23 protein-coding genes and 1 pseudogene are annotated in these 25,145 nt (G+C 67.7%); 8 read left to right on the top strand and 16 right to left on the bottom strand.

Annotated features, from left to right (window positions below; all coding sequences use genetic code 11):
- The first annotated feature begins 19 nt into the window (after positions 1 to 19).
- On the top strand, positions 20 to 325 hold the full coding sequence (locus tag DXK94_RS19600; RefSeq protein ID WP_115526230.1) for a hypothetical protein: 306 nt from the start codon (positions 20 to 22) through the stop codon (positions 323 to 325).
- Between the two features lie 6 nt (positions 326 to 331).
- Here the strand turns inward: DXK94_RS19600 and DXK94_RS19605 are convergent, their stop codons facing one another.
- The 3 genes from DXK94_RS19605 to DXK94_RS19615 form a co-directional block, all read right to left on the bottom strand.
- The gene (locus DXK94_RS19605) at positions 332 to 949 is read right to left on the bottom strand and encodes a DedA family protein (RefSeq protein ID WP_079598102.1); all 618 of its coding nucleotides are present in this window, start codon (positions 947 to 949) and stop codon (positions 332 to 334) included.
- Between the two features lie 86 nt (positions 950 to 1,035).
- Entirely contained in the window at positions 1,036 to 1,749 is a 714-nt protein-coding gene (locus tag DXK94_RS19610) for a BTAD domain-containing putative transcriptional regulator (RefSeq protein WP_115526192.1), read from the bottom strand.
- Positions 1,750 to 1,921: 172 nt separating this feature from the next.
- A complete protein-coding gene (locus DXK94_RS19615) occupies positions 1,922 to 2,122 on the bottom strand; it encodes a hypothetical protein (RefSeq protein WP_115526193.1) in 201 nt (66 codons plus the stop codon).
- A gap of 214 nt (positions 2,123 to 2,336) precedes the next feature.
- Here DXK94_RS19615 and DXK94_RS19620 point away from each other — a divergent pair, with 214 nt between their 5' ends.
- The 3 genes from DXK94_RS19620 (at position 2,337) to DXK94_RS19630 (ending at position 5,243) form a co-directional block, all read left to right on the top strand.
- Complete coding sequence (locus tag DXK94_RS19620; protein ID WP_115526194.1) at positions 2,337 to 2,540, top strand: hypothetical protein; 204 nt, start codon at positions 2,337 to 2,339, stop codon at positions 2,538 to 2,540.
- Between the two features lie 58 nt (positions 2,541 to 2,598).
- The gene (locus DXK94_RS19625) at positions 2,599 to 2,799 is read left to right on the top strand and encodes a hypothetical protein (protein ID WP_115526195.1); all 201 of its coding nucleotides are present in this window, start codon (positions 2,599 to 2,601) and stop codon (positions 2,797 to 2,799) included.
- Between the two features lie 89 nt (positions 2,800 to 2,888).
- A complete protein-coding gene (locus tag DXK94_RS19630; protein WP_115526196.1) occupies positions 2,889 to 5,243 on the top strand; it encodes a hypothetical protein in 2,355 nt (784 codons plus the stop codon).
- Positions 5,244 to 5,255: 12 nt separating this feature from the next.
- Here DXK94_RS19630 and DXK94_RS19635 read toward each other — a convergent pair whose 3' ends face one another.
- Both DXK94_RS19635 and DXK94_RS19640 read right to left on the bottom strand, forming a co-directional pair.
- Positions 5,256 to 6,224, bottom strand: a complete 969-nt coding sequence (locus tag DXK94_RS19635) for an RluA family pseudouridine synthase (protein WP_115526197.1) — start codon at positions 6,222 to 6,224, stop codon at positions 5,256 to 5,258.
- A gap of 194 nt (positions 6,225 to 6,418) precedes the next feature.
- Positions 6,419 to 6,994: a TetR-like C-terminal domain-containing protein gene (locus DXK94_RS19640; RefSeq protein WP_258868630.1), complete on the bottom strand. Its 576-nt coding sequence runs from the start codon at positions 6,992 to 6,994 to the stop codon at positions 6,419 to 6,421.
- Positions 6,995 to 7,070: 76 nt separating this feature from the next.
- On the opposite strand from DXK94_RS19640, the gene DXK94_RS19645 reads away from it, so the two are divergent.
- Positions 7,071 to 7,598 (top strand): DUF4188 domain-containing protein, encoded by a 528-nt coding sequence (locus DXK94_RS19645; RefSeq protein ID WP_115526198.1) that lies wholly within the window; start codon positions 7,071 to 7,073, stop codon positions 7,596 to 7,598.
- Between the two features lie 15 nt (positions 7,599 to 7,613).
- Here DXK94_RS19645 and DXK94_RS19650 read toward each other — a convergent pair whose 3' ends face one another.
- Positions 7,614 to 9,098: a PLP-dependent aminotransferase family protein gene (locus DXK94_RS19650; protein WP_115526199.1), complete on the bottom strand. Its 1,485-nt coding sequence runs from the start codon at positions 9,096 to 9,098 to the stop codon at positions 7,614 to 7,616.
- Positions 9,099 to 9,158: 60 nt separating this feature from the next.
- On the opposite strand from DXK94_RS19650, the gene DXK94_RS19655 reads away from it, so the two are divergent.
- Positions 9,159 to 9,779 (top strand): YitT family protein, encoded by a 621-nt coding sequence (locus tag DXK94_RS19655; protein WP_115526200.1) that lies wholly within the window; start codon positions 9,159 to 9,161, stop codon positions 9,777 to 9,779.
- Between the two features lie 136 nt (positions 9,780 to 9,915).
- On the opposite strand, the gene DXK94_RS19660 is transcribed toward DXK94_RS19655, so the two are convergent.
- From DXK94_RS19660 to DXK94_RS19670, 3 genes are read right to left on the bottom strand one after another with little or no spacing between them, the layout of a single operon-like run.
- A complete protein-coding gene (locus DXK94_RS19660; RefSeq protein WP_115526201.1) occupies positions 9,916 to 10,746 on the bottom strand; it encodes an Fpg/Nei family DNA glycosylase in 831 nt (276 codons plus the stop codon).
- Positions 10,739 to 15,778, bottom strand: a complete 5,040-nt coding sequence (locus tag DXK94_RS19665; protein ID WP_115526202.1) for an ATP-dependent helicase — start codon at positions 15,776 to 15,778, stop codon at positions 10,739 to 10,741. The genes DXK94_RS19660 and DXK94_RS19665 overlap by 8 nt, the downstream gene beginning before the upstream one ends.
- Positions 15,779 to 15,834: 56 nt before the next feature.
- A complete protein-coding gene (locus DXK94_RS19670) occupies positions 15,835 to 17,385 on the bottom strand; it encodes an FAD-dependent oxidoreductase (protein WP_115526203.1) in 1,551 nt (516 codons plus the stop codon).
- Positions 17,386 to 17,580: 195 nt separating this feature from the next.
- On the opposite strand from DXK94_RS19670, the gene DXK94_RS19675 reads away from it, so the two are divergent.
- Positions 17,581 to 18,042 (top strand): DUF4383 domain-containing protein, encoded by a 462-nt coding sequence (locus DXK94_RS19675; protein WP_115526232.1) that lies wholly within the window; start codon positions 17,581 to 17,583, stop codon positions 18,040 to 18,042.
- Between the two features lie 153 nt (positions 18,043 to 18,195).
- On the opposite strand, the gene DXK94_RS21485 is transcribed toward DXK94_RS19675, so the two are convergent.
- The 5 genes from DXK94_RS21485 to DXK94_RS19705 all read right to left on the bottom strand — a co-directional run bounded on the left by DXK94_RS21485 (position 18,196) and on the right by DXK94_RS19705 (position 22,144).
- Positions 18,196 to 18,846 (bottom strand): DUF4232 domain-containing protein, encoded by a 651-nt coding sequence (locus DXK94_RS21485; RefSeq protein ID WP_181884883.1) that lies wholly within the window; start codon positions 18,844 to 18,846, stop codon positions 18,196 to 18,198.
- 134 nt (positions 18,847 to 18,980) lie between these two features.
- Positions 18,981 to 19,730 (bottom strand): YcnI family protein, encoded by a 750-nt coding sequence (locus DXK94_RS19690; RefSeq protein WP_115526234.1) that lies wholly within the window; start codon positions 19,728 to 19,730, stop codon positions 18,981 to 18,983.
- Positions 19,731 to 19,898: 168 nt separating this feature from the next.
- Positions 19,899 to 20,549, bottom strand: coding sequence for a hypothetical protein (locus tag DXK94_RS19695; protein WP_115526205.1), 651 nt, complete (start codon positions 20,547 to 20,549; stop codon positions 19,899 to 19,901).
- 117 nt (positions 20,550 to 20,666) lie between these two features.
- A complete protein-coding gene (locus tag DXK94_RS19700; protein ID WP_115526206.1) occupies positions 20,667 to 21,755 on the bottom strand; it encodes a nitronate monooxygenase family protein in 1,089 nt (362 codons plus the stop codon).
- A gap of 179 nt (positions 21,756 to 21,934) precedes the next feature.
- A complete protein-coding gene (locus DXK94_RS19705) occupies positions 21,935 to 22,144 on the bottom strand; it encodes a hypothetical protein (RefSeq protein WP_079598092.1) in 210 nt (69 codons plus the stop codon).
- 210 nt (positions 22,145 to 22,354) lie between these two features.
- Between DXK94_RS19705 and DXK94_RS19710 the strand changes: the two genes are divergently transcribed.
- Entirely contained in the window at positions 22,355 to 22,702 is a 348-nt protein-coding gene (locus DXK94_RS19710) for a hypothetical protein (protein WP_115526207.1), read from the top strand.
- Positions 22,703 to 22,858: 156 nt separating this feature from the next.
- Here the strand turns inward: DXK94_RS19710 and DXK94_RS19715 are convergent, their stop codons facing one another.
- Complete coding sequence (locus DXK94_RS19715) at positions 22,859 to 24,598, bottom strand: thiamine pyrophosphate-dependent enzyme (RefSeq protein WP_115526208.1); 1,740 nt, start codon at positions 24,596 to 24,598, stop codon at positions 22,859 to 22,861.
- 45 nt (positions 24,599 to 24,643) lie between these two features.
- Positions 24,644 to 25,145, bottom strand: a pseudogene (locus DXK94_RS19720) (amino acid permease); the annotation flags it as partial.

Here is a 25,145-nt window from a genome sequence, read left to right on the forward strand (position 1 = left end):
TTTGGATAGGGTGGAGGGCATGCCTTCGTTCCAGACCCGCCTGAAGATCACCGGGCTCCGGCCGGGCAACCCGCCGGAGTCGGTCATGGATGCCGCCGTCGAGGCGCTGGGGACGCGCCATCACGTTGAGTCGCACCAGCTGCAGCTCTCCGGCGGGGTGCCGCAGCTGAACCTGCGCTTCCTCGTGGAGGCAACGGAATACAGCGGCGAGAACCGCCAGGCGCGGGAATCGGCAGCGATGATGCGCGACGCCGTCGAACGCGTTGCCCTGACCGGTTCCCTCAGCGTGCTCCGGCGCAGCCGCGGCCGCTGGGCACCTGTCTAGGGCACGTCAGGCCAGCGGCCCTGGCTCCTCCACGGGAGACCGGTTGCCGCGGCGCCGGGTGACAATGATTCCGACGACGGCGCCGACCACCAGCCCGAGTCCCACCCCAATGAGCGAGCTGGCCCAGAACGGCAGCCCGGTGGCTGAACCCGTGAAGTAGCCCAGGCCCACCAGCCAGCAGGCCCAGAGCAAGGCGCCCAGGCCGGCGCACAGGCTGAAGCCCCGGACGGACACGTTGGCGATGCCGGCTGCCGCTGACGTGGCAAGCCGGCCGCCGGGGATGAACCTGGCGCCGATGATGGTGCCGTACGTGGATGACCGGCCCGCTTTGGCGATCGCATCATGAATGCCTTGGTGGACCCGCCGTCCCCACCTCCAGCGGTCCAGGACATGGCTCAGCCGTTTCCGGAAGAGCTGGAAGACCACCATGTCGCCCACCCAGGACGCCACCGCAGACAGGGCCACCACCAGGAACACATTGGTCCTGCCATCGGCGGACAATGCCCCGCTGGTGATCACCACCATCTCGGACGGGATGGGCGGGAAGATGGCATCGCCGAGGACCACGGGGATGATCCAGAAGTAGATGGCCGCCCCCCAGCTGTCAGCGCTGCCGAAGTCCATTGCCACAAATTACCGCACTTTTTTAGCTCCTGGACGGGCGGGTTTTTTCCGCACGCCCGGCGGGGTGGACTTGCAAGGCCGCAGCCTCAGCGCGGATGGAACTCGGACACCAGATCGGTCAGTTGGTTCGAGGGCAGAACGCCGAGCTCGCCCTGCAACCGGCTGGCGAACATGGTGTAGGCCCTGACTGCAGCGGCCCTGTTTCCGCCCGCCAAGTGGGCCTGGACCAGGAGGAGATGCGCTGATTCCCGAAGCGGCTCGATGCTCACCGCGGATAACGCGGCGATGACAGCCTTGCCTGGCTCGTTTCCCGCCAGGTACTGCCGCGCCATGTGCTCCAGGGCGCTGAGGCGCAGCTGCCGCAGCCGTTCCTGCTCAAAGACCACCCAGTCGTCGTACCAGCCGGGCAGCAGCTCGGCCCGGGTCAGGTGGTCCAGGTAGCTCTCCGGGGCCTGAATCCCTGGCTGTTCCTGCAGCGTTGCCACATGCCGCTGCAGGGCGGCCACGTCCACCCTGACCGACTCGTCAAGCTCAAGGGTGGCGGCGCCTGCCCGGAGCAGCTGCGGAAACGCATGGGTGATGCACCAGACCGTGGTGCGCAGGTTCCCGGCAGCCTGTGTTTCGCTGCTTTTCGGCCAGAGCAGGCCGGCAAGGAAACTGCGGTGGCGGCAGCCCAGGAGCCCCACACAGGCAATCAGCCGCTGCTCCCTGCTGGCTACCGCCATGGTGGTGTTGCCCCGTTGCAACCGCCAGGCGCCCAGCAGGCTCAAGTGCCATTCCTGCGCGAGAGCCCCCGTCATGCCATTCCCCTTTACGCGGCAACACTTGACCCCCTCACCATCGTGACACTTGGGCCCGTCATGTCAAGACGCTTTAGTAACAGAGGGGGCAGGGGGTTTTGCAAGGGATAGTCGACTGTCAGGTACCGCCGGCGCACATTCTTTCGTGGGCCGGGCAGGCATTCATCCCATGTCAGCCGGTAAGGTTTGGGTCCCTCTGCAGCAGGTCAAGCCACCGCCGCACGGCCAGGAGGATTTCTTCCTTGTCGCCGGCCGCCTCGACCACTTCCTTGTCCTGGCCCGGCTGGCTGGAAATCAAGCGGGCCCGCAGTGCATGCTTTTGGGCCGGCTCTACCCAAGCGCGTATTACCATCGTGCCTTCGTTGTCCGCCATAAGCGGGCGCCTGCTTTCCCTTGTGTGCGCTTTGTAATCTTCCACAAATATATAACCGCCGGGTATTACCTCCTAAATGCGCGCAATTTTGCTTCTGCGCCCTTTGCTGTCACGTCCCAATTGCAAAAACAACGCAAAAATAACAGCCCAGTAATGTAACCGCCACGGGCCGCCGCGTTGACTGATCGGGAGACTTCGAAAGGGGGTGATTGACATGAAGGAACTCACTTTCCAGGAACTGGAAGGCCAGCAGGCAGAGCTGTTGCCTTCGCGGGAGACCCTGTACTTCGGAACCGACTACAGCTTTAATTTGGCCGCTATTGACGCGACCAATACGTCTGTAGCGCTGAACGCGGCTTCGCTGTGGTCGAATGCACACAGCACCGCGCTGCAGGGCATCACTGTTGTTCAGCAGTAGTCCTTACCGTCCGAATACCTGGACCCGGGTAATGCCCGGGGGAGAGGGATGACATGCAATGACCACTTCAACCGAGCTATTACCCGGGGAACTCGACGCCGAAGTCCTGGAACTGCTTCCTGCGAGGGAAACGCTGTGCTTCAACGTCAACGTCGCCCCCGTCATCGCTGTGAACATGTCGTTCGCCATCAATGCGGCAACGATCGGTTCAGTGGCGAACTCGGCTGCCGTGCAGGAGCTGCTGGTCCTGCAACAGTAGGCCTGCAGTAACCCTTATCCGGTGGGCGTGCTCCAATGCCGGGGCATGCCCACCGCGCTTAGTGTGGCTCAACCTATGGGCGGGGAACAGTGACAACAGCACCGGATGCCGCGTTCGACCAGCGCTGGTCCCCTGCACCCGGGCTGGTGTTCCTCGGCCCGGTTGAGGGATCAGGCCTCAAGGACCGCAGTTACCTGGTCCGGCGCAGCGACGGTCAGATCGTCCAGCTCTCGGAGCTGCTCCACCTGGTGCTCGCTTCCCTTTCGCCGGCGAAGTCCCCGGATGACGTGGCGCGGGAAGTCAGCGAGGCCTACGGGCGGGAACTCGGTGTAAGCGGGCTGCTCCACCTGATTGACACCAGGCTGGCACCGATGGGCCTGGTCCACAACACCGCTGGCCGCGGCTCCGATCAGCCCGCCGCGTCAAAGCCCCAACCGTTGCCGAAGGCCAACCCGCTGTTGGCCCTGCGCCTGCGGGGAACCCTGCTGCCCGAAAAAGCCGTGAACGCGCTGGCCACGGTCCTGGCCCCGCTGTATTGGCCGCCGGTGGTGGCTGCCGTCCTGCTGGCGTTGGCCGCCGTCGACGTCCTGGTCATCGCCCGGGGGGATCTGATGGCGTCGCTGCAGCAGGTGCTGCTCACCCCGGCGCTGCTTCTTGGCATCGTTGCCCTGCTGACGGCAGGAGCCGTGATCCACGAACTGGGGCACGCCACGGCCTGCCGGTACGGCGGGGCCCGGCCCGGGGTCATCGGCGCCGGCGTCTACCTGGTCTTTCCCGCCTTCTTCACCGACGTCACCGATTCCTACCGGCTGGGCCGGGCGGGCAGGATCCGTACAGACCTGGGAGGCCTGTACTTCAACTGCCTGTGCCTCATCGGGCTGGGCGGCGCGTACCTGTTGACCGGACAGGGGTTCTTCCTGCTCGCGGCCGCTTTGATGCATCTCGAGATGCTCCAGCAGCTGGTGCCCACGCTGCGCTTCGACGGCTACTTCGTCCTTGCCGACATTGCCGGTGTCCCCGACCTGTTCACCCGGATCCGTCCGGTTCTGCTCAGCCTCCTGCCGGGGCGCCCGATGGATCCGCGCGTCATGGAGCTCCGCCCTTTCGCCCGCCGCATCGTCACCGCCTGGGTTGTCACGGTAGTGCCGCTCCTGTTCCTGGCGCTCGGCTGGATGCTGCTGAGCCTGCCCGCCATCCTGGCGCAGACTGCCGGCGCCGTCCGGCAGCACGCAGGGACCGCCGTCGGCGCCATCGGGGCGGGCGACCCTGCGGCTGCCTCGCTCTCCATCTTGTCCATCCTCATGCTGTCCCTGCCAGTGATCGGCCTCGCCATCCTGCTGTACCGGCTGCTGCTGGTCCTCCTCACCCTGCTTCGCCAGCTGGCCAGGGGCACATGGAGCACACTGACCGGGCACAAGGCAGCACCACGACCGGCCCCGGCAGGGAAGCCGCTACAGAAAGGAAGGCCGGCCATGGCTATCGAAGTCCCGTCCGCAGCCACGCGCGACGCCGTCCCCACCCTCCAGGATTTCCTCGCCGAACGGCCCACACCGCCGGCGATACTGGCAGAAGCGGGCTGGCAGGGTGCCGTCCGCCGGCTCAGCGGCAACGCCGTCAACCCTGCCCCCGGCCGCCGCGAACGCGCCCACCTGGATGCCAGGGAAGACGTGCAGCGCCGTTTGGACGGACCCAGGACGGTCGTCGTCGTCAACCCCAAGGGTGGCGCCCACAAAACCACCGCCACCCTGCTCCTCGCAGCCACGATGGGCATCGAGCGCGGTGGCTACACGCTCGCCTGGGACAACAATGAAACCCGCGGCACGTTGGGGTGGCGGGCGCCGCTGGCGGTACACCCGCGCACGGCCGTGGACCTGCTGCAGGAGGTGGACCGCTTCGAAAGCCCGGTCCTGGGGCGGATCGGGGACCTGGACCGCTACGTGCGCTACCAGGGTTCAACGCAGTTCGACGTGCTGGCTTCGGACGAGGACGCTGCGGGCGCTGCCACCATCGGCAGCCGCGAGTTCGACCGGCTGCACACCGCCCTGCGCCGTTTCTACCGGATCATCGTGGTGGACACCGGGAACAACATGCGGTCCTCGAACTGGCAGGCGGCCGTGGCTGCTGCCGACGAACTGGTGATCATCTCCACGCTGCGGGAAGACACGGTGGCCAGCGCCGTCTGGCTCATCGACGGACTGCGCGAGCGCGGCTTCCAGGCCAAGGTCAGCAATGCAGTGACCTTGCTCGCCGCACCGTCCCGGCAAACCGACGTGCAGCTCCATGCCCGGGCGCGCAGGCATTTCGCGAGCCTGACGAGGGAGGTGCTGGACGTTCCCTACGACCGGTCCCTCGTCTCCGGTGCACGGTTGAACTACCAGGCGCTGCAGCCTGCTACCCGCGAGGCCTGGCTGCGTGCCTCTGCCGCGGTGATGCGGGGACTGTGAGGAGCCCCGTCTTCAGCGACGGGCCCGCGCGGCCTCGCTGAGTTCCAGGCCGCTGCGGTACTCCACCGGCTGCCCGGAGATGGGATCCACGAACCGGATGCCGCGGGCGAGGAGCTGCAGGGGTTTGGCGTAATCGTCCGGTGCTTTGTCCAGCAGATCAGGGTAGAAGGCGTCATGGAGGATTCCGAGCCCCAAAGACGCCATGTGCACCCGGAGCTGGTGTGTCTTGCCACTGTGCGGCTCAAGGCGGTACCGGGCGAGGCGGCCACCGGCGGCGGTGCCCGGGGCACTCATCGCAGGGCCGCCGTCGAACGTTTCCAGCCGCTCGATCCTGGTTTCGGCGTTCGGCTCGCCCTCAATCACTTCCGCCAGCAGATAGCTGCGGGACTTGGTCATCCTGTTGCGGACCACCACCGGGAACTCGACGGCGGGATGCCCCGGGGCCGGCTCTGCGGCGGACACGCACTCGTATTCCTTCTGGACCTGCCGCTTTTCGAAGAGCACCTGGTACTTGCCGCGCGTCTGCGGATTGGTGGAGAACAGGAGCACCCCGGCGGTCATGCGGTCCAGCCGGTGCATGGGGATGAGGTCCGGCAGGCCAAGCTGGTTCCGCAGCCGGACCAGGGCGGACTCCTGGATGTACGTGCCGCCCGGAGTGGTGGGCAGGAAGTGGGGCTTGTCCACCACCAGCAGGTGCTCGTCCTGGTGGAGGATGGTGATCTCCACGGGAATCCGCTCCTCCGGAGGGAGCGTGCGGTAGTACCAGATGAAGGTGTGGTCCCGGAGGGGCGTGCCGCGGTCCAGCGGAATGCCGCCCTCGCCGACGATCTCGCCGGCGTCGAACCTGTCCTCGATGCCCTGCGGGTCGATGTGCCCCCAGCGGTGCATCATGTAGTCCATCGCGGTGTCCCACGGGCCCTCCCCGGGGAGGCGCAGGCGCGTGGCGTTGACGCCGTCGCGCACGGGAAGGGGGGATTGCATCACCGGCCTATTCTACCGGGGGCGCTGTGGGAGCCTTGCCGCGTCGCGGACCTGCGCCGACGGCGACGCGCACTTGAGCTGCCGACCCGCACATTGCCTGGCGCACGTGACATACGGTCCGCGCTGGCCAATGTGCGCGTCGGGACGGAATTGGCGCCACGGGAACGTGTCCGGACGCCTGTGATGCAGGGGAGTCAGGCGGCCCAGCCGCGTGCGATAGCGTCCAGCGCGGAGTCGTACGCCGCGGCCCAGTCGGCGTCCGGCGGACCAACCTGCGCCAGTTCCAGGCTGACCAGCCCGTGGACCTGGCCCCAGATGGCAACCGCCACCATCTCCACCGGGGCCTCTAACAGCCTGCCGGCCTTTTGTGCTGCGGCAACCGCGCTGATCAGGGGCACCATGGCCTCGGCGGCGACCTCCGGGCTGGGCTGGCAGTCGACGTACGCGGCCAGTGCGCCGCCGAACATCAGCCGGTACAGCGCCTGGTGTTCCAGTGCCCAGGTCCGGTAGGCCACGCCCAGTCCCTGAAGGCCGCCCGGGGCTGCGGCGGCCTGCGACTCATGGAAGGACTGAAATCCGCTGTCAACCACCGCGGTGAGGAGCTGGGATTTTCCGCCGAAGAGCGAGTAGACCGCGGACGTGGAGGTTCCGGCTGCTGCGGCAACGTCCCTGAGGGTTACCCGTGCCGGCCCCTGGCGGTCCACAAGGTCTGCCGTGACGGCCAAAAGCTCTTCACGCAGGGAACTGGTGTGCACCACAGGTCTTGCCATGGATCCCATTGTTTCATAACCTTGTTTCGTAACGTTGTTATGAAACAATGTTATGACCTTTCATCGAGGAGTTCTCATGGAGCAACAGGTATTTCCGGGCCGCTACACCGCAGATCCCGGGCGGGAGTCCGTAACGGTGTTCCTGATTGGAATGCGGGCCAATCGGTGGTGGAAAGTGGGCAAGGTGGCACAGGTGGCCGTCGCCATGCCGCGGATCCTCCGGCATCTTGCCAACGATCCCGCATCCGGGATGCTGGGCTTCGAACAGTGGTTCGGGCGCACCACCATGCTGGTGAGCTACTGGGAGAGTCCCGAGCACCTGCGAAAGTTCGCGGCCGACCGGGAGGCGCCCCACCTTGAACCATGGCGGCGCTTCATGAAGGAGCTTTCCGGAACGGGGGACGTCGGCATCTGGCACGAGACCTACCAGGTGCCCGCGGCGGGAATCGAGACCGTGTACAGCGGAATGCCGTTGTTCGGGCTGGCGAAAGCCACAGCGCAGATACCCATCGGACGCGGCACCAATACCGCAAAGCAGCGTCTGGGACATTCCCGTGCGCGGGGTAACGGTGCGAAAACGGCCGGGGCGGGCCAGGCTTCCTAGGGGAGCGCAAACTCCTCAGGCGATGGCAGCCGCCGGTGCTTTCTTGAGGGTCCGCCGGAGCTGGGGGGCGGCGTCGAGCCTGTCCTGCGCGGCGCGAAGTGCCAGTACCGCAGTCTCGAGCCGGTCGGGCGGCAGCGTGAACGGCACGCGCAGGTTGCGTTCGAAGGCGCCGCCGATTCCGAATCGCGGTCCGGCCGCCAGCCGGATGCCGAAGTCCGGGGCAATGACGGCCAGGGCCGTGCTGGATGGCTCGGGCAGCCGGCACCAGACGGACAGGCCGCCGGCAGGCTGCATCGTTTGCCACTCCGGGAGGTGTTCCCCGAGCAGCTCAAGCAGTGCTTCCCGGTTGTCGCGAAGTGCCCGCAGTCGGGCCGGCAGCGGCTCATCAAGTGCCCGGACCAAATGGGCGGCTGCAAGCTGTTCCATGGCCGGACCGCCCAGGTCAAGGGTGGTGCGGGCAGCGGCGAACCGCTGGATCATGGGTTCGGACGCCCGGATCCAGCCGGTCCGGAGGCCGGCCCAGTGCGATTTGCTGAGCGAGCCGATGGTGACAACGGCGGAACTGAAGCCTGCCACCGGAGTGGTGGAGACGCCGTCGAGGTTCAGTTCACGAAGGGTCTCATCCACCACCAGGACGGTTCCGGCCGCGGACGCGGCCCGGGCCAGCCTGCGGCGCTGGGAGTCAGGCATGACGAGGCCTGTGGGATTGTGGAAGTCCGGCACAACGTAGGCGACTTTAGGGCGTTGCCGGGAGAGGGTTGATTCCAGGGCCGGCAGGTCCCAGCCGCCTGGCGCGAAGGCCACCGGAACCGGGCGGCACCTGGCTGCCCGGATGGCGTCCAGCGCGTTGGGGTAGCTGGGGTGCTCCACGAGAACCCGGTCCTGCCGGTCCGCCAGGGTACGGATAACGATGGTCAGCGCATGTTGGGCGCCGGAGGTAACCATGATCTGGCCGGCGTGGGTCGGTACTCCTGCTGCCGTATACCGGTCCGCGATCGCCTGGCGCAGGGGCAGCAGTCCGATGGCGTCGTACCCGAAGCCCGGCAGCAGCGCCGGAAGTTCCGTCAGTGCCGCGGCGAATGCGCGGTGCACCACCTCGCCGCTGGCCGGCAGGGCCGAGTACGCGAGGTCGATCAGGCCGTCCGGAGCAGCGAGCCCGGGAGCGGCCAGGGCCGGGTGGGGGCTGGACTGTGGCGGGCCCACAAGCGCCGGCCCGAACGGGGTGAGTTGGGGGATGCGCGTCCTGCCGCGGCTGCCCTGCCCGCTGCTCAGGAAACCCTGGTCGCGGAGGCTGGCATAAGCGGCGGTCACGGTGGTCCGGCTGACGCCCAGGGCTTCAGAGAGCGCACGCTCGCTGGGCAATGCCGTGTCCAGCGGCAGTCTGCCATCCAGGATGAGGAGGCGCACCACGTCCGCCAAACTGCGGTAGGCAGGAACCGTCCCGTTGTTCCACGTCCCGAGGAGGCGGGACAGTGATGCTGCGGTAACGGAAGGCGCCATAGGGCCAGTATCTCAAACTGGCTATGCAATTCAATGCCAGTTGCATGGGAAGGTATGTGCATGATGACCCGCAGACTGATCCAGCTCTTCACCGGCCTTGCTATGTACGGCATTTCCCTTGCCATGTTCATCAGGGCCGGCCTGGGACTGGATCCGTGGGATGTCTTCCACCAAGGCACGGCCAACCGGACCGGCCTGAGCATCGGGCTGGTGGTGATCATCGTGAGTTTCCTGGTCCTGCTCCTGTGGATCCCGCTGCGGCAACGGCCCGGTTTCGGCACGCTGTGCAACGCCGTTCTGGTAGGTGTGTTCGCGGACATCGGCCTGGCCGTGATCCCCGCCATGTCCCACCTGGGCGGCCAGATCGGGATGCTGGCGGGAGCCGTCCTGCTGAACGGCGTGGCCTCAGCCTGCTACATCGGTGCCCGTTTCGGCCCCGGAGCGCGCGACGGCCTGATGACCGGACTCGCGCGCCGTACCGGGTGGTCGGTCCGCCTTTCCCGCACCCTCATCGAGATTACGGTCCTGGCCATCGGCTGGCTGCTGGGAGGTTCGGTGGGTGTGGGAACGGTGGTCTACGCGCTCGCCATCGGACCACTGGTCCAGCTGCTGCTGCCGCTGTTCATGGTTCCCGCCGCCGTGCCGGAGACTGCCGGCGAGGCTCCCGCGCCGGTCCGCTGATGGCCGGTCCGCTGATGGCCCGTCCGCTGAGCGCCGGCCACTGAAGGCGGCTCACCGAGCGCCAACCTTTGAACGGTGTCCGCAGAACGCCCCAGCCCAGGACCCGGCGTCCGCGGACCGGCGTACGAGGACAGGCCTACGCCGGAGCCGGCTGGCACCGGGGGCAGAAGTAGATGTCGCGCTCTTCATCGCCGTTGGGTTTGCCCAGCAGGCCGCGGCGGATGGGCGTCCCGCATTTCAGGCACGGCTGGTGCTCGCGCCGGTAGACCCAGTACCCGGGACGTCCCGCCATCCTGCCCACCGGCAACCCGCGGGCATTGAGGATGGTGACTCGGCGCCCGGGGCCGAGGTTGACCTCCAGCAACTGTTTGGCGTCCGTCATCATAGTCCGCACATCTTCGACCCCGGAGACAGGAGTGGCGGGATGCACACCGGAGAGGAAGCAGGCCTCGCACCGGTAGATGTTGCCGATTCCGGCAAGGTTCCGCTGGTCCAGGAGGGCCACTCCCACGGGAACGTCCGGCGCGGCGCGGACCCGGCGTTCGGCCTCATTCAGGTCCCAGTCCGGGCCCAGGAGGTCCGGGCCGAGGAACCCCACAACGGAGTCTTCTTTGTCGGTGGCCACAACTTCCAGCAGGCCCAGGGAAAATCCGACGGCGTCCGCCGCTTTAGTGCGCAGGACGCACCGTGCGGTGAAGCCGGGTTTGCGCCACCTGCCGCCGGGTGGATAGACCTGCCAGGTTCCCTCCATCTTCAGGTGCGAATGGATGGTGAGCTTCTTGTCATCAGGGCTTACCACCCGCATCAGGAGGTGTTTTCCGCGGGGCACCACCTCGGCCACCGTCCAACCGGCCAGGTTAAGGGTGGCGAACCGTGGGACGCGGAAATCGGAGGCCAGCAGGGTCTGCCCGGCCAGGGCCTGGTGCAGCTGGTTGGCGGCACGCCAGACGGAATCACCCTCAGGCACGGATCCGCAATCCCTTCGGCGTGGAGTAGGCCCCGGCGAAGCTGAGGGCGGCCGCCACGGGGGTGTCCAGAATGCCGTGCCCGTTCACTTTCTCCATGATCAGCTTGTCCACCGCGCCCCGCGCCACAACGCCCACCAGCGCCGCGCCCGCGGCGGCCAGGACGCCTTCGTCATCATTGAAAGCCAAAAGCGTCTTCCCGCCGCGTTCCACATAAAGGACCAGCGCCCCGTCCACCAGGACAACAAGGGCCCCGGCCTTGCGTCCAGGGCGGTGCCCGGTTCCGGCCTCGTCCTGCAGGGCTGGCCAGGGCAGGGCGGCGCCGTAGGGATTGGCGGGGTCGGTGGCCGCAAGCGCCAGAGCGACGGGATCGGGCTTGGCGAGCTGGGTGTCCTCCGCGTAGGAGCGGAGCCGGTCCACCGTGGCCGGAACAGCGAACTGGGCAGCCCCGAGGTGTTCGATGAAGTAGCCGCGGCGGCAGCGCCCTGCTTCTTCAAGCCGGGCCAGTACCTTGTACATCAGGCCGAAGCCGCCCAGGATCTGCTCGGCCATGACCGAACCCCGGGTGACCACCCCGTACCGGTCCAGCAGGAGTTCGGCGGTGGCGCGGGCATGGATGGTGGCGTCCAGTTCCGGTTCAGGAAGCGCAGACCAGCGGCCGGCGGCCATGGGCGGAGTGGCGGCAGCACCTGAGGTGCCGTAGCGGCCGCCGGCCAGGCCCGGAGAGCCCATGAGCCCGGTGCCGTGTGAACGGCCCAGCCTGCTCAGCCGCGGTGCCCGTGCCCGTGGTGCACGGGCCACCTGGCGGTGCGCCGTGTGGCCGCCCGCAATGAGGGCCCGGACGGGAGCGAAGGTGTCCCCGGTGATGCGCCCGGCCCACGCCAGCTCCCACAGCGCCGTCACCACCTCCTGGTCGCTGAGTACGGTGTCCATGCCGCCGGCGACGTCCGTCAGCTGGCGGAAAAAGTAGCCGCCGCCGTTGTTCCGCAGATGGTCCAGGAGGCGCTGCCCGGCATCACCCGGCTCGTACTCCGGCGCCGGGTTCAGGGTCAGTTCCGCCGAATCCGCCAGGTGCAGGCTGACCCAGCCGTCGTTTCCCGGCAAAGCCCCGGCGCCGGACCACAAAACTTCCCCGGCAGCCATCAGCTCATCCAGCATGGCCGGCTGGTAGTTGGACACCCGGCTGGCCAGGATGAGCGGTTCCCAGGCGGACGCCGGCACCGGTACCCCGGAGAGCTGGTCGATGGCGGTGACGATGCCGTCGAGGCCGCGCAGCGACGGCTGCCCCCGGCCGGTTCCGGGAACCCTGACGTGCTGCCAGGCAGGCAGGAAACGCCCGTAGGCGGCGGCGTCCACCGGCTCAACTTCGGCACGCAGGGCAGCCAGCGAACGGCGCCGGAGCTTGCGCAGCACCTCGGCATCACACCATTCGCTGACAGCAGTGTGGGGAACGGCCTGTGGTGCCGGCGACAGGAGACTTTCTTCCGGCCCCGCTTCGACATCCAGCGCCGTTTCAGGATCTTCCGGGGCCTCCGCTTCAACAGGGTTGGAGGTGTCTTCCGGCTCCGTTGCGTGCGGGCGGAACTCACCCTCCACCACCCGGCCGTCCGCGGCGAGCCGTTTCAGGGCCGTACCCACCACCGCCACGCCGAGTCCCAGCCGCGCTGCCGCCTCAGCTGAGGTGAAGGGCCCGTGGGTCCGGGCGTACCGGGAAACGAGGTCTCCCAGTGGATCGGCTACTGGCTCGATAAAGGCCAGCGGCACACCCATGGGCAGCGGGACGCCGAGGGCATCCCGGAGCCGGGCGGCGTCCTCGACGGCAGCGAAGCGCTCCACCCCGCCGATATTGACCTTGATGGCGCGGTTGGCGCGCTGCAGCGCGAGCAGGTGTGCAGTGGCCAGCGCGGCGTCGGCGGGCGCGTCGGCGTCTGCCTCCGCCTGGAGACGTGCTGCAGCCTCCTCCGGCGCCAGCGGACCGAGCAGCCGCAGCAGGTCGGCCACGCCTTCGAGGCCCCGCGCCCGCCGGTCCGGGACCAGCCGCTGCAGCTCACGTTCGGTGGCTTCGATGACCTTGGCGTCCAGGAGTTCGCGCAGTTCAACGCGTCCCAGGAGTTCGTTGAGGAGGGTGGAATCCAGGGCCAGGGCCGCGGCCCGCCGCTCGGCCAGCGGGGAATCGCCCTCATACAGGAACTGGGCCACGTAACCGAACAGGAGGGACTTGGCGAACGGCGACGGCTGCGACGTGGTGGTCTGCACGATCCGCAGCTCCCGCCGTTCCACAGAGGCTGCGATGTCCTTCAACGCAGGGAGATCGTACACATCCTGCAGGCATTCCCGGACGGTTTCCAGCACGATGGGGAACGTGGGGTACTTCCGGGCCACATCCAGCAACTGCGCCGAGCGCTGCCGCTGCTGCCAGAGGGGCTGCCGCTTCCCCGGGGTCTGGCGGGGGAGCAGCAGGGCCCGGGCGGCGCATTCCCGGAACCGGGAGGCGAAGAGTGCGCTGCCGCCTACCTCCGCGGTGACAATCTGCTCCAGCTCCTCCGGATCAAAGAGGAACAGCTCGGCGCCCGGCGGCTCGTCCTCCATCATGGGAACGCGCAGGACGATGCCGTCGTCTGCCGCCATGGCCGAGCCGTCCAGCCCGTACCGCTGGTGCAGGCGTTGGCCGACGGCGAGGGCCCAGGGAGCGTGCACCGGCATGCCGAACGGGCTGTGCAGGATGACGCGCCAGTCGCCCAGCTCGTCGTGGAACCGCTCCACCACCAGCGTGGTGTCGCTGGGGACCACCTCGGTGGCCTGCTTCTGTTCCGTCAGGTACTGGATCAGGTTGTTGGCAGCGAACTCGTCCAGGCCGCTCGCTTTGCAGCGCTCGGTGGCAGGGCCGGCGTCCGACGCGGAGAGTTCGCGGACGAACGCGCCGAGGGCGCGGCCCAGGTCCACGGGCCGGCCCAGAGAATCGCCCTTCCAGAAAGGCAGCTTCCCGGGCTGGCCGAAGGCGGGGGACACCAGCACGCGGTCGTGCGTGATGTCCTCGATTTTCCAGCTGGTGGCGCCCAGGGCAAAGACGTCCCCCACCCGGGATTCGTAGACCATCTCCTCGTCCAGTTCGCCGACGCGCCGGCCTCCCTTGGGGGCAGGGGCCGGCTTGCCGTCGGCGGACGGCGACGCCGAGCCCTCAACCTCGGTCCCGATGATGTAGACACCGAACAGTCCGCGGTCCGGGATGGTGCCGCCCGACGTGACGGCCAGGCGCTGGGCACCCGGCCGCCCTTCGATGGTGCCGGCATTGCGGTCCCAGACGATCCGGGGGCGGAGCTCGGCGAATTCGTCCGACGGGTAACGGCCCGCCAGCAGATCAAGGGTGGCCTCGAACGCCGAGCGGGGGAGCGACGCGAAGGGGGCCGAGCGGCGCACCGTACTGAACCATTCCTCGACGTCGATGCTGCCCAGTGCGGTGGCGGCGACGGTCTGCTGGGCCAGGATATCCAGCGGGTTCGCGGGGATGCTGAGCCGCTCGATCTTGCCACCGAGCATCCGTTCCACCGTGATGGCGGTGTGGACCAGGTCCGCGCGGTGCTTGGGGAACAGCACACCCTGGGAAACTTCCCCCACCTGGTGGCCGGCGCGGCCCACCCGCTGCAGGCCGCTGGCCACCGACGGCGGGGATTCCACCTGCACCACCAGGTCCACGGCGCCCATGTCGATGCCGAGTTCCAGCGAGGACGTGGCCACCACACACCGCAGCCGGCCGGATTTGAGGTCATCCTCGATGAGCGCCCGCTGGTCCTTGGACACCGAGCCGTGGTGGGCCCGGGCGAGCACCGGATCCGCTCCCGCCGAGCTTCCCGCCTGGGCCATCATGTGCGCCGGCGTGGCGGTGGAGGCTGGAACGCCCGACGGCGGGGCGCCAGGCGCGGAGGCATCGCTGGCTTCCAGCCCTTCCGCGCCGGGATCGTCCCAGCCGCCGCCCACGGCCACCAGCTGGCGTTCGGCGTAGATCTCGTTCAGGCGGGCAGTCAGCCGTTCGGACAACCGCCGGGAGTTGGCGAAGACGATGGTTGACTGGTTGGCAAGCACCAGGTCAACGATCTTCTCCTCCACGTGCGGCCAGATGGACGCCTGGGGCTGGAGGCCGGAGGCAGGACCCGAATCGAAGGCCCCGGCCGCGCCCTGGAGGTCGGACATGTCCTCCACAGGGACCGAGACCGTGAGGTCCCAGTTCTTCTGCGCGGGCGGCGCAACGATTTCCACCGGCGCCGTGCCCGCCAGGAACTGGGCCACGAGCTCCCGCGGTTCCACGGTGGCGGAGAGCCCGATCCGCTGGGCGGGTTTGGGCAGCAGGGCATCCAGCCGTTCAAGGGAGACGGCGAGATGCGCGCCGCGCTTGGTTCCCGCCACGGCGTGGACCTCGTCAACGATGATGGTGTCCACCTCGGTGAGGGTCTCGCGGGCCCGGGACGTCAGCATCAGGAACAGCGACTCGGGCGTGGTGATCAGGATGTCCGGCGGGTTGCTGAGCAGCGCCCGCCGGTCCGACGTGGTGGTGTCCCCGGACCGGACTCCCACGGTGATCAACGGCGCGGGCAGTCCCAGCCGCTTGGCGGTCTGCGTGATGCCGATGAGCGGGGAGCGGAGGTTCCGTTCCACGTCCACGCCCAGCGCCTTCAGCGGCGAAATGTAGAGGACCCGGGTTTTCCGCTTGGGCGCCCGCGGGCGCCGGCCCTTTGCTGCTCCCTTTGACCCGGCGGCAGAAACCGCGGGACCGGCAGCTTCGGGTTCGGGGCTTGCTGCTGCAGAGGAGAGGAGCCGGTCCAGGGCCCAGAGGAAAGCGGCAAGCGTTTTGCCCGAACCCGTAGGGGCGACCACGAGCGCGTGGGAGCCCGAGGAGATGGCGTTCCATGCCCCTGCCTGCGCGGGGGTGGGCTCGGAAAAGGCGCCCAGGAACCAGTCGCGGGTGGGCCTGCTGAACTGGCCCATGGGCGCGGCCGCACCGGCGTCCGTGCCGCTGCCGGAAGGCTGTTCCTGGTTCATGCCTCCATCATGCCCCAAGGCACCGACAGGGATGCCGGTGCCTCCGGAACGCCCGCTCAAGCCTTTCCGGCCTGGGGGAGGTCCCGGGTGGCCGGGCCCTCCAGGAGCTTGCCCTCGCTGCTGAACCGGGAACCGTGCAGGGGGCAGTCCCACGTCAGTTCACTGTCGTTCCAGTGCACGATGCCGCCCAGGTGGGTGCAGACAGCAGACAGCTTGCACGTGGTCCCGTCCACGGTCGAGGCAGCTACGGGCCGCGTTCCCTCCCGGTAAACCTCGCCCTGACCTTCGGCCGGCACCACCGGCGCCGCCGCCGGGGCAGGTTGCTCCTTGCCCTTCTTCAGCGCCTTGGCACCTTCGGTTTTCAGCCCTTCCGCGGCCAGCTGCCCCCAGCCGGATGCAAGCTTGGCGGCAACTCCGGCGTTGAGTGCTACCGCGGAGAGTGCACCGGAGGGGGACGTGACCCGGTGATGGATGGTATCCGCCCACGGCACTTGGCCGCCCAGGATATCCGCTGAAATTCCCACCGCTGCCGCAACGGCGTTGGTCATGCCCCATTTGTTGTAGCCCGTGCCGAAATAGACGTGCCCTTTACCCCGGGGGAGCTTGCCGAAGAACGGCATCAGGTTGGTGGCCATGTAATCCTGGGCGGACCACGTATGCGTGGTGACCGCACCCGGGTAATGCTGCCGGGACCAGTCGAGCAGCCCGTCAAGATGGGCTTTTTCCGATTGTGCACGTCCGACGTGGTGTCCGTGGCCGCCCACCAGCAGGAGCCTGCGGCCGTTGTGCTCGAAGTCCCGGAGCGAGTGGGTGGGCTGCTCCACGGAGATGTACATGCCCGGAGGCGGCTCCTGCCCTTCCTGCAGCTGAAGTGCTGCGGCATAGGAACGGCTCGGCTTCAGCTTGGCGAAGTACAGGCCCCGGTCGAGGACGGGGATGCCGGTGGCGAGCACCACCCGGTCCGCCCGCACGCTGCCGCGGTCCGTCTTCACGGCTGAGGGAATGTCGCCGGTGACGTCCCGCAGGCGCACTCCGCTGACGATGGTGCCGCCGCGGCTCCGGATGTCCGCCATCAGTGTGTCCAGGACCTGCATCGGGTTGATCTGGGCCTGGTCGGGGAGCCGGACGGCGCCGTGCACGGCAAAGGGAAGGCCGGCGTCGCGCACGTACTCCATGTCCAGTCCGGCGGTGGTGCCGGCACTGACCTCCTCCCGCAGTTTCTCGGTGCCCTGCGGGGTGGCGGCGTAGGTGTAGGCGTCCCGGCGCTGGTAGGGCACCTGGTGTTCGTCCAGGTAGCGCAGCAGCCACGCCTGGCCTTCACGGTTCGCATCAACATACGCCTGGACCTGTTTGGCGGAGTACTGGCGGGCGAGCTGGGACAGGAAGGTGCCTTGCAGCAGGGTCACTTTGGCGGTGGTATTCCCGGTGGTCACAGCTCCGGGGAACCGTGCCTCGATCACCAGTACCTTCTGTCCGGAGCGCGCCAACAGCAAGGCGGTGACCAGGCCGGTCAGCCCGGCCCCTGCCACCACGGTGTCGTACTTGCTGTCGGGCTCAAACGGATCAGAAGTGAACGTTTCGATGCGGTCCAACCAAATCGACGTCATGAGCTCAACCTGCCTCCGGTAATAAATCCGCTGGTGGGGGGCCAGTTTGTGATGGGTCTGTTATATACCCTGACCTATCCGTGGCGCACTTGATAAGTATACTTACCTTGTCGGGGTTTAAGTCTATGGTCAGGCACAGCCCGGCAGCCATGATGTGAACGTTTTCGACAAATAGCAGGAGAAACCATGACAAGCATGAGTTCCGACGGTCGAACCGTAGGCCGGACAAATATTCAAAAAGCAGCCCTCGCGGTAGGAGGGGTCTTCCTCCTGGTAGGCATCCTGGGATTCATCCCCGGAATCACCACCAACTACGAGACCATGAGCTTCGCGGGGCATGGATCCGGGGCCCTGCTGCTGGGCATCTTCCAGGTGTCCGTGCTGCACAACATCGTCCACCTGCTCTTCGGCGCAGCCGGTATCGCCATGGCCCGCAGTGCCGCCCAGTCCAGGAACTACCTGGTCATTGGCGGTGCCATCTACCTGGTGCTGTGGCTTTACGGCCTGCTGATCGGCCTGGACACCCCGGCCAACTTCGTCCCTGTCAACATGGCGGACAACTGGCTGCACTTCATCCTGGGTGTCGGCATGCTGGGCCTGGGCCTCGCCCTGTCCCGGGGCACGGCACGTGCCGGCCGCACCACCACGGCGCACTAGAAAAGCGCCGCACCAGGAATCATCCAACGAGGAATCAAGAACCAGGACCATCGGACCAGGCAGCCAGCCTGGTGGGCGGACATAGCACTGCAGGCGGCCCGGCTACACGCCGGACCGCCTGCAGTCGTTTGCGGGTATGGACAGGAAATGGCGCTAGGCCGGCTGGAACGCGCCTATGCTCAGCAGCGTGATGCCGGCGTTGCTGCATGCCTTGGTGGGCTGCGGCAGGAACAGGGACGCGGTGTCCTCCGGCGGGTAGATCCGGTAGCCCGCGGCGTCCACCATGGCGCAGTCAGTGTAGTTTCCGGCCTGGGTATAGCGCAGCACCGCGGAACCCGTCTGGCCCGGGGCCAGGAGGACGTCCACAACAGGGGCAGATTCGTCGCGGGTGGCAGGCGCACCGATGGGAGCGCCGGCGTTGTCCGCGGCCAGGGATACACCGGGGAAGCCCTTGAGGATGCAGGATTCAGGGCCGGTGTTGGTCAGGTTGAGCTTCATGTAGACGCTGCCGGCAGCGCCCCCGCCTGATGCATCGGTGGCGGCGGACAGTGCCGCCGCCTTGCACAGGCCCGGTGACGCCGGGGTGGAGGTTGCCGGTGCAGCGCTGGACGGCGCGGACGACGGCGCTGCGGACGACGGCGGCGACACGGACGGTGCCTCCGGGCTGGCTGAGCCGGTGCCCGGCGCCGTCGTGGTGGTTTGCGCCTGCGGCGTGCTGCTGGGCCCGCACGCTGTAAGCATCAGGGCGGCAGCTGCTGCCGCCGTCGACACGGCTATCCCCTGGAAAATTCTCTGAGACCTCATGGCACCACCTTCGCGGCAGCCGCTGGCCGCGTCAACGATGCGGTGTGCCTGGCGGGCATTTGATGCCCGGATCGTGATGATCCGGGCATCAAACGGGCCATTAGTGTGGTGCCGGCTTGCGCGGCGCGGGCGGTTTACTTTCCGGCGGCGCCGGCCGTTGCCTTGTTACGGGCACCGCTGCGCAGCAGGGCTGCCCCGCCCAGGGCCAGGCCGCCGATGCCGGCGGCGAGTCCTGCCCAGCTGCGGGCCCCGGCTCCGCTGTCCGTGACGGCCGCGGCCTGCTCGGTGGAGTGGGATGCCGGGCTGGCGGAGGCCTCGCCATGGCCGGCAGCGTTAGCCGCCTCCGTGATGGTGATGGTCGGGGCGGGGGCCTTGAGGGAGTGCGGGTCCGCGCCGTCCTTCGCGATCTCCGACCAGTCCGTCTGGCCCACTTCGCAGGTCTGGAGGGTGGGGAAGTGCAGGGTTGTCCCGGCTGACTCGGGGAGTTTGACGGACAGGACCAGGGCGTCCCGGAGTTCGTGGGGGAGGGGCGCCTTGGCGGTGTAGATGATCTGGCTGGTCCGCTTGGTGACGGAGGTGCCGTCCGCGAGCTTTTGAGGCTCGGGAAGCTGCTCCGTCACTTTTTCGACGGTCCAGTTGGGGTTGACCGTGGGCTGGGCGTCATTGAGTTCCGATGGCAGGGTGATGGCCACCTTGGTGGTGCCGGACTCCCCGCAGCCGTGCGGAATCGCGAAGGTCAACAGGGCGTAGGAGTTGGCTGAGGTCTTGTCCGGTGTGACGCCGACGTGTGCCGCGGCCCCGCCCGCTGCTGCCAGCAGCAGGGCTGCGGCGCCGCCGGTTGCAGCGGCAGCGGCCAGGGAACGGTGCATCAAGGAACGGTCCATCAAGGAACGGTGCATCAGGAAGCGGTGATTCAGGAAACGGTGGTTCAGGGAACGGCGAATCTGGGTACGGCGAAGGGATCGGATGTTCATGGGGTTGCCTTTCGGATGCATGCCCGGAACCGGGCGTGCAGGAAATGGGGGCCGCGGCCGGCAGGTGTCCGGGTGCGGTTAGGACGGGAGAACGACGGCGGAAGGCGGGCCGCGCCGGTTGTCCTGCCGGAGATTGCGCCAGGGACGCCGGGGCGCGGCGTCGGGCGGGAAAGTTTCGGCAACGGGGCTGTCAGCGGTCGGCGTTACGGCCTGGGGGAGGGCGGCCAGCGGACGAAGCCAGGCGGCGAGGGCCCAGAGGGCCGCCTCACCCCTGGCGAGCAGGAGCGCGCAGCCGAGGGTTGCCACTGCGTGGGCTGCCAGCATCAGCGGCGCCGAGCCGGGGTCTGCAGGGTTCAGGTGCGCGGCCAGGGCAGCCAGTTCCGCTGAGGCTGCGTGCGCTGAGGCTGCGTGGCTCCCGGCGTGCTGGTGGCCGTCCAGCGGAAACCCCGGTGCTGCCGCCAAACCCGGGCGGCCGAACGCGGTGAAGATCTCGTGCAGCACAAGCTGGCCGGCACCGAGGAGCGCTGCCATCGCGGGGAAGGCGAGCCGCAGCCGTGTGGCTGCGGTGCTGACGAGGGCGGTCAGTGCCAGGACTGCCAGCAGGATCCCGGGGGCGGGCAGCTGGGCGCCCCCGGCAAGGTGCGCCCCCGCCGCAAGAGTGAGGATGCCGGTTGCCAGCGCGGAGGAACGGAAGACGTGGAAGGGAGTCCGCGGGCGGTGCGTTGGCACGGCTACTCCTCTCCGGGCAGATGCGGAACTGCCGGGGGCAGAACTGCGGTCCAGGCCATGTTTTCGGTCCACCAGATACTATCGGGGATTCGCCGTACAAACCGGCCGGGATGGGGTCTACGTGGATAACTGGCCGGGGACGGCGGCCAGCAGTTCGGCCAGGACGTCCGCGGCAGTGTCATGCCGGATCAGGCGTGCGGATTGGCCAGCCCAGAGGGACATCAGCTCAGTTTTTCCCTGCGCAGCGGCCTCGGGCCGGAAACGGCCCGTGAGCCAGTTTTGGACCGGGAACGGTGCGACGAATGGGGAGTCGGCCAGTTCTGTGATGACACGGTTGGGGATGCCGCGGGCCAGCCTGCCGCTCATTGCACGGGTAAGTACAGTGTGGCCGGCGGCGGGGCTGCGGAGTACTGCGCGGTAAGCGGGCACGGCGGCCGATTCGCGAGTTGCCAGGAACGCCGTGCCCACCTGCACGGCGTCGGCGCCGAGTGCACGGGCGGCGGCATATCCGCGCCGGTCGGCGATTCCACCAGCCGCAACAACCGGAATTGCCACGGCATCCGCCACTTGGGGGATGAGGGCGAAGGTTCCCACCAGCGATTCTTCGGCAGGCTTCAGGAAGGAAACGCGATGGCCTCCGGACTCCATCCCGCTGGCGACGACGGCGTCCACGCCGCCTTCCTCAAGGGCGACTGCCTCATCAACGGTGGTGGCGGTGCCGAGGACCTTGATGCCGCGCCGGTGTGCTTCTTCCACAACCTCGGGAGCGGGGACACCGAACACAAAACTGACGACGGCGGGCCGGGCTTCCAGCGTGGCCTCCACCTGCTCCCCGTAGTCGGCAAGGTACCGGGCCGGCATCTGCGGCAGCGGAATGCCGAGCTCCTCGAAGTAAGGTTTGAGGCCATCGACGTAGCGGTCGAAGTCAGCCTGTGGCACGGACGTGGCCTCACTGCCGGTGGGCACCCATAGATTGAGCGCGAAGGGTTTGGCCGTGGCAGCGCGCAGGTCCGCCGCGGTCCGCTGGATCGCCTCGCCGTCGTAACCGTACAGGCCGTAGGAACCCAGCCCGCCGCCGTCGCTCACTGCTGCGGTGAGCTGGACGGAGGAAGCACCGCCAAAGGGGCCCAGGATCACTGGAACGTCTATTCCCAGGAGATCCGTGAACCGGTTGGTGCCGAAGGCGGGGCTGCTGTGCGGGGCCATGGGGGTCTCCTGACGGTTGGCTGCTGGGCTGGTGCCAGTCTTGCAGGACCGGCCGCGGCACCCAAGTCAGCCAGGACCCGCGTCATTCGGCATCCACATCAGTCAGTGCCCCCGCCAATCAGAGCCTCAGTCCGTCTCCGGGCCTCGGCAGTAGTGGCAGTCCTCCGGGCAGCTCTCCGTCACGCCGGTGCCGCTGCCAGGTGGTAGCCGTCGGCGATGTGGAACAGCCGGCGTCCTCCGCCAAGGGCAACAACCCACACCACGTCGCCGTCTTCCGTGCGGGCATCCACCAGCCCGGCGAAGACGGGGGCATCATTCCGTCGAAGTTCGACGTTGTCGCCAATTTCGACATCGTCCCAGCGGGCAGGGCTTGTGACGCGGTTCGCCATTGAAGTCACAGTTTTTTCCTTCGGTTTACGGCAGCGGCCTTACCACCGCTTCCTGCCATCAAACAGGTGCCGGGCCCGCTGCTTCAATGGAGGACTGACCACGGCCTCCGCTGCCTGTTTGTGCAGGCCTCCAGCACGCATCCGGGCCAGCCAAAAGGAGCGGGGCGCTAGACTGCCTGCGTAAGTGCCAGGCGATTGAAGGAGAAGTTCATGGACTACACCGGAAGCCAGTCAGAGAAGGCCGTTCCCGCAGGTGAGCTGGACCGTTCCCATATTGGCCACACCGTCAGCTTTCAGCCGAACGAGTTCACCGTTGTCTTCGGCAGGATCGCCGGGATCGCCCGGACCGAGGCAATGGTCTACCTGTCGCTGGACGGGGTGGCGGGCGGCACGCACCTGAAGGATGAGTACGATCTTCCCCTCACGCACGACGTCTACCTGCAGGTGGATGTCATGACAAACGCCGAATCCACCATCAAGGACCTGTTTGGCAAGGTCCAGGAAAACCTCCGCGGGGCAGGCCACAAGGGCGGCGACGACAGGACGGACCGGCTTTAGCCGGCGGCCGGCAGGGCAGCGGACGACGCCGGGACCTCCTGGCGTCGTCCGCTTTCCCTGTGGCACGCGTCAGCGTGCGGTTTCCTCAATCGCCTTGACTGGCCAGTACGCCTTGACTGGCCAGTACGCCTTGACTGGCTAGTACGCCTTGACTGGCTAGTACGCCTTGACCCGCTGCGCCACCACCAGGTGGATGAGCGCGAACACGCCGTCCCTGTCGATGGCTGCCAGCGCCGCGTCCAGCGCTGTCGCAACATCCTTGTCCTCGGTAACCGTGATGCCGAAACCGCCGAAGGCCCGGGCCATGAGGCCAAAGTCGGGGTTCTTCAGCTGGGTGCCGGACACCCGTTCCGGGTAGTGCCGCTCCTGGTGGGTGCGGATGGTGCCGTATTCCTGGTTGTCCATCACAATCACCAGCGGAGTGGCGCCGTACTGCGCCGCCGTGGCCAGCTCCTGCCCGTTCATCAGGAACTCGCCGTCCCCGGCGATGGTAACCACCCGCCGTCGTGGTTCAGCCAGGGATGCCGCGATGGCCGACGGGACGGAGTACCCCATGGAGCCGTTGCGGGCGCTGATCATGGACGCGTAGCGGCGGGTGGGGAAGTACCGGTGGGCCCAGTTGGTGTGCTCGCCCGCCCCGAACGTCACCATCGCATCCTTGGGCAGCCGCGGCACCAGGTTCGCCATCAGCGTGTCCATCCGTGCCTGGCCCGGTGCAGGCGCCGCCGGGGGAAGCGCGGCGAACTGCTCCTGCTCGGCGCGCATCCGGCGGGTCCAGGCCTTCCACTCCTCCTTCACCGGGAGGCTGATGTCCGCCAGTTCACGCACAAACGCTTCCGGCTTGGCCAGGATCTGCCGTGACACTGGACCGGACCGGCCACGAAGGGACGGGTCGACGGTGACCAGGAAGTTTTTCTTGTTCCAGTCCTGCCGGCAGACAAAACCGTCCGTGATAACGTCGCCGGGCACCGTGCCCACGAACACGAGCAGGTCCGTTTCCTCCAGCAGGTCATAGGTGGGGCGGGGGCGGCCATAGCCGATGGGCCCCACATAGGAGGGGGAATCGAATGACACTGTTCCCTGGGTGCGCCATTCCGCCGCTGCCGGGATGTGGTGCCGCTCCAGCCATGAAGTGAGCTCGTCGGCTGCTTCCTGCGTCCAGTCGTTGCCGCCCGTGACGAAGAGCGGTTTTTTCGAGTCCGCCAGTGCAGCTTCCAGCGCCGCGGCGTCCGTCCTGCTCATTCCGCCTGCGGCAACCGGGATGGCGGGGTGCAGGGCAGGGTCAATCTGTTGCCGGATGATGTCCTCGGGCAGGCCAACCACCACCGGACCGGGCCGGCCGCTCATGGCAGCGAACATCGCCTCGGCGACGATTTCGGATGCCCGCTCGGCATGGTCCAGGACCATCACGCGCTTGGCTCCGGTATCGAACCAGGCCTTGATATCGAACTCCTGGAATGCCTCGCGGTCCCGGTGCGCGAAGGGGATGAGGCCTACGAAGAGCAGCATGGGCGTGGAGTCCTGCCACGCCGTGTGCAGCCCTACATGGGCGTTCGCCGCGCCCGGTCCGCGGGTCACCATGGCGACGCCGGGGCGCTGGTTCATCTTGCCGTCGGCCTCGGCCATGTAGGCCGCACCGCCCTCGTGCCGGCACACGACGGTCTCGATATCCGAGTGGTGCAGGCCGTCCAGGACGTCCAGGAAGCTTTCGCCCGGAACCACGTATGTGCGCTCCACGCCGTGGGCCGCGAGCGAATCGACGATGACGTGGCCGGCGGATTTGAGTGTTGCCGTGGGGACGTCGGGCCGCGCCTGCAGCGCGCCGTCCTGATGGAGGACGACGGCGGCGGGCGGGGTGGGGGAGGTGGTCACGGTGGACTGGGGCTCAGGTGTCATGGTCTTTCTTTTGTTGAGGGCGGGCTGGAGACGAATGCGGTTGATTCAGGAGATGGGCGTGCGGTTGGCGATGACGGGAGCGGTGCCGGTGTAGCCTTCGCGGGTTTCGGCGATGTCGTTGATGCGTTTGCGGCAGGCGTACCAGCCGAAGACCATGAGGATGGAGGCGATGGCGGTGACGAGCATGGTCAGGGGCGATTCGATGAAGACCATGATCAGGACCCCGAGGAGGAAGAGGAGGGAGAGGTAGCCGGTGTAGGGGGCGCCGAACATGCGGAAGGAGGGGCGTTTGAGCCAGCCTTTGTTTGACCAGCGGTGGAGTTGGATCTGGCACAGGACGATGGTGGCCCAGGTCATGATGATGCCGACGGAGGCGACGTTGAGGACGATTTCGAACGCGTCGGCGGGGACGAGGTAGTTCAGCGGGACGCCCAGGAGGGAGACGCCGGCGGTGATGGCGATGCCGCCGTAGGGGACGCCTGCTTTGTTCATCCGGGAGGCGAAGCGCGGGGCGGAGCCGTTGACGGACATGGAGCGCAGGATCCGG

It is taken from the genome of Arthrobacter sp. RT-1, assembly GCF_003367205.1.
Lineage (GTDB): Bacteria > Actinomycetota > Actinomycetes > Actinomycetales > Micrococcaceae > Arthrobacter.

Coding starts and splice junctions, on each gene's coding strand:
- DXK94_RS19700 (WP_115526206.1), bottom strand. CDS start 21,755: ATGGCCCCGCACAGCAGCCCCGCCTTCGGCACCAACCGGTTCACGGAT.
- DXK94_RS19675 (WP_115526232.1), top strand. CDS start 17,581: ATGAGTTCCGACGGTCGAACCGTAGGCCGGACAAATATTCAAAAAGCA.
- DXK94_RS19625 (WP_115526195.1), top strand. CDS start 2,599: ATGACCACTTCAACCGAGCTATTACCCGGGGAACTCGACGCCGAAGTC.
- DXK94_RS19610 (WP_115526192.1), bottom strand. CDS start 1,749: ATGACGGGGGCTCTCGCGCAGGAATGGCACTTGAGCCTGCTGGGCGCC.
- DXK94_RS19640 (WP_258868630.1), bottom strand. CDS start 6,994: ATGGCAAGACCTGTGGTGCACACCAGTTCCCTGCGTGAAGAGCTTTTG.
- DXK94_RS19670 (WP_115526203.1), bottom strand. CDS start 17,385: ATGACGTCGATTTGGTTGGACCGCATCGAAACGTTCACTTCTGATCCG.
- DXK94_RS19710 (WP_115526207.1), top strand. CDS start 22,355: ATGGACTACACCGGAAGCCAGTCAGAGAAGGCCGTTCCCGCAGGTGAG.
- DXK94_RS21485 (WP_181884883.1), bottom strand. CDS start 18,846: ATGAGGTCTCAGAGAATTTTCCAGGGGATAGCCGTGTCGACGGCGGCA.
- DXK94_RS19690 (WP_115526234.1), bottom strand. CDS start 19,730: ATGGACCGTTCCTTGATGCACCGTTCCCTGGCCGCTGCCGCTGCAACC.
- DXK94_RS19665 (WP_115526202.1), bottom strand. CDS start 15,778: ATGAACCAGGAACAGCCTTCCGGCAGCGGCACGGACGCCGGTGCGGCC.
- DXK94_RS19600 (WP_115526230.1), top strand. CDS start 20: ATGCCTTCGTTCCAGACCCGCCTGAAGATCACCGGGCTCCGGCCGGGC.
- DXK94_RS19715 (WP_115526208.1), bottom strand. CDS start 24,598: ATGACACCTGAGCCCCAGTCCACCGTGACCACCTCCCCCACCCCGCCC.
- DXK94_RS19605 (WP_079598102.1), bottom strand. CDS start 949: ATGGACTTCGGCAGCGCTGACAGCTGGGGGGCGGCCATCTACTTCTGG.
- DXK94_RS19650 (WP_115526199.1), bottom strand. CDS start 9,098: ATGGCGCCTTCCGTTACCGCAGCATCACTGTCCCGCCTCCTCGGGACG.
- DXK94_RS19705 (WP_079598092.1), bottom strand. CDS start 22,144: ATGGCGAACCGCGTCACAAGCCCTGCCCGCTGGGACGATGTCGAAATT.
- DXK94_RS19615 (WP_115526193.1), bottom strand. CDS start 2,122: ATGGCGGACAACGAAGGCACGATGGTAATACGCGCTTGGGTAGAGCCG.
- DXK94_RS19655 (WP_115526200.1), top strand. CDS start 9,159: ATGATGACCCGCAGACTGATCCAGCTCTTCACCGGCCTTGCTATGTAC.
- DXK94_RS19620 (WP_115526194.1), top strand. CDS start 2,337: ATGAAGGAACTCACTTTCCAGGAACTGGAAGGCCAGCAGGCAGAGCTG.
- DXK94_RS19635 (WP_115526197.1), bottom strand. CDS start 6,224: ATGCAATCCCCCCTTCCCGTGCGCGACGGCGTCAACGCCACGCGCCTG.
- DXK94_RS19645 (WP_115526198.1), top strand. CDS start 7,071: ATGGAGCAACAGGTATTTCCGGGCCGCTACACCGCAGATCCCGGGCGG.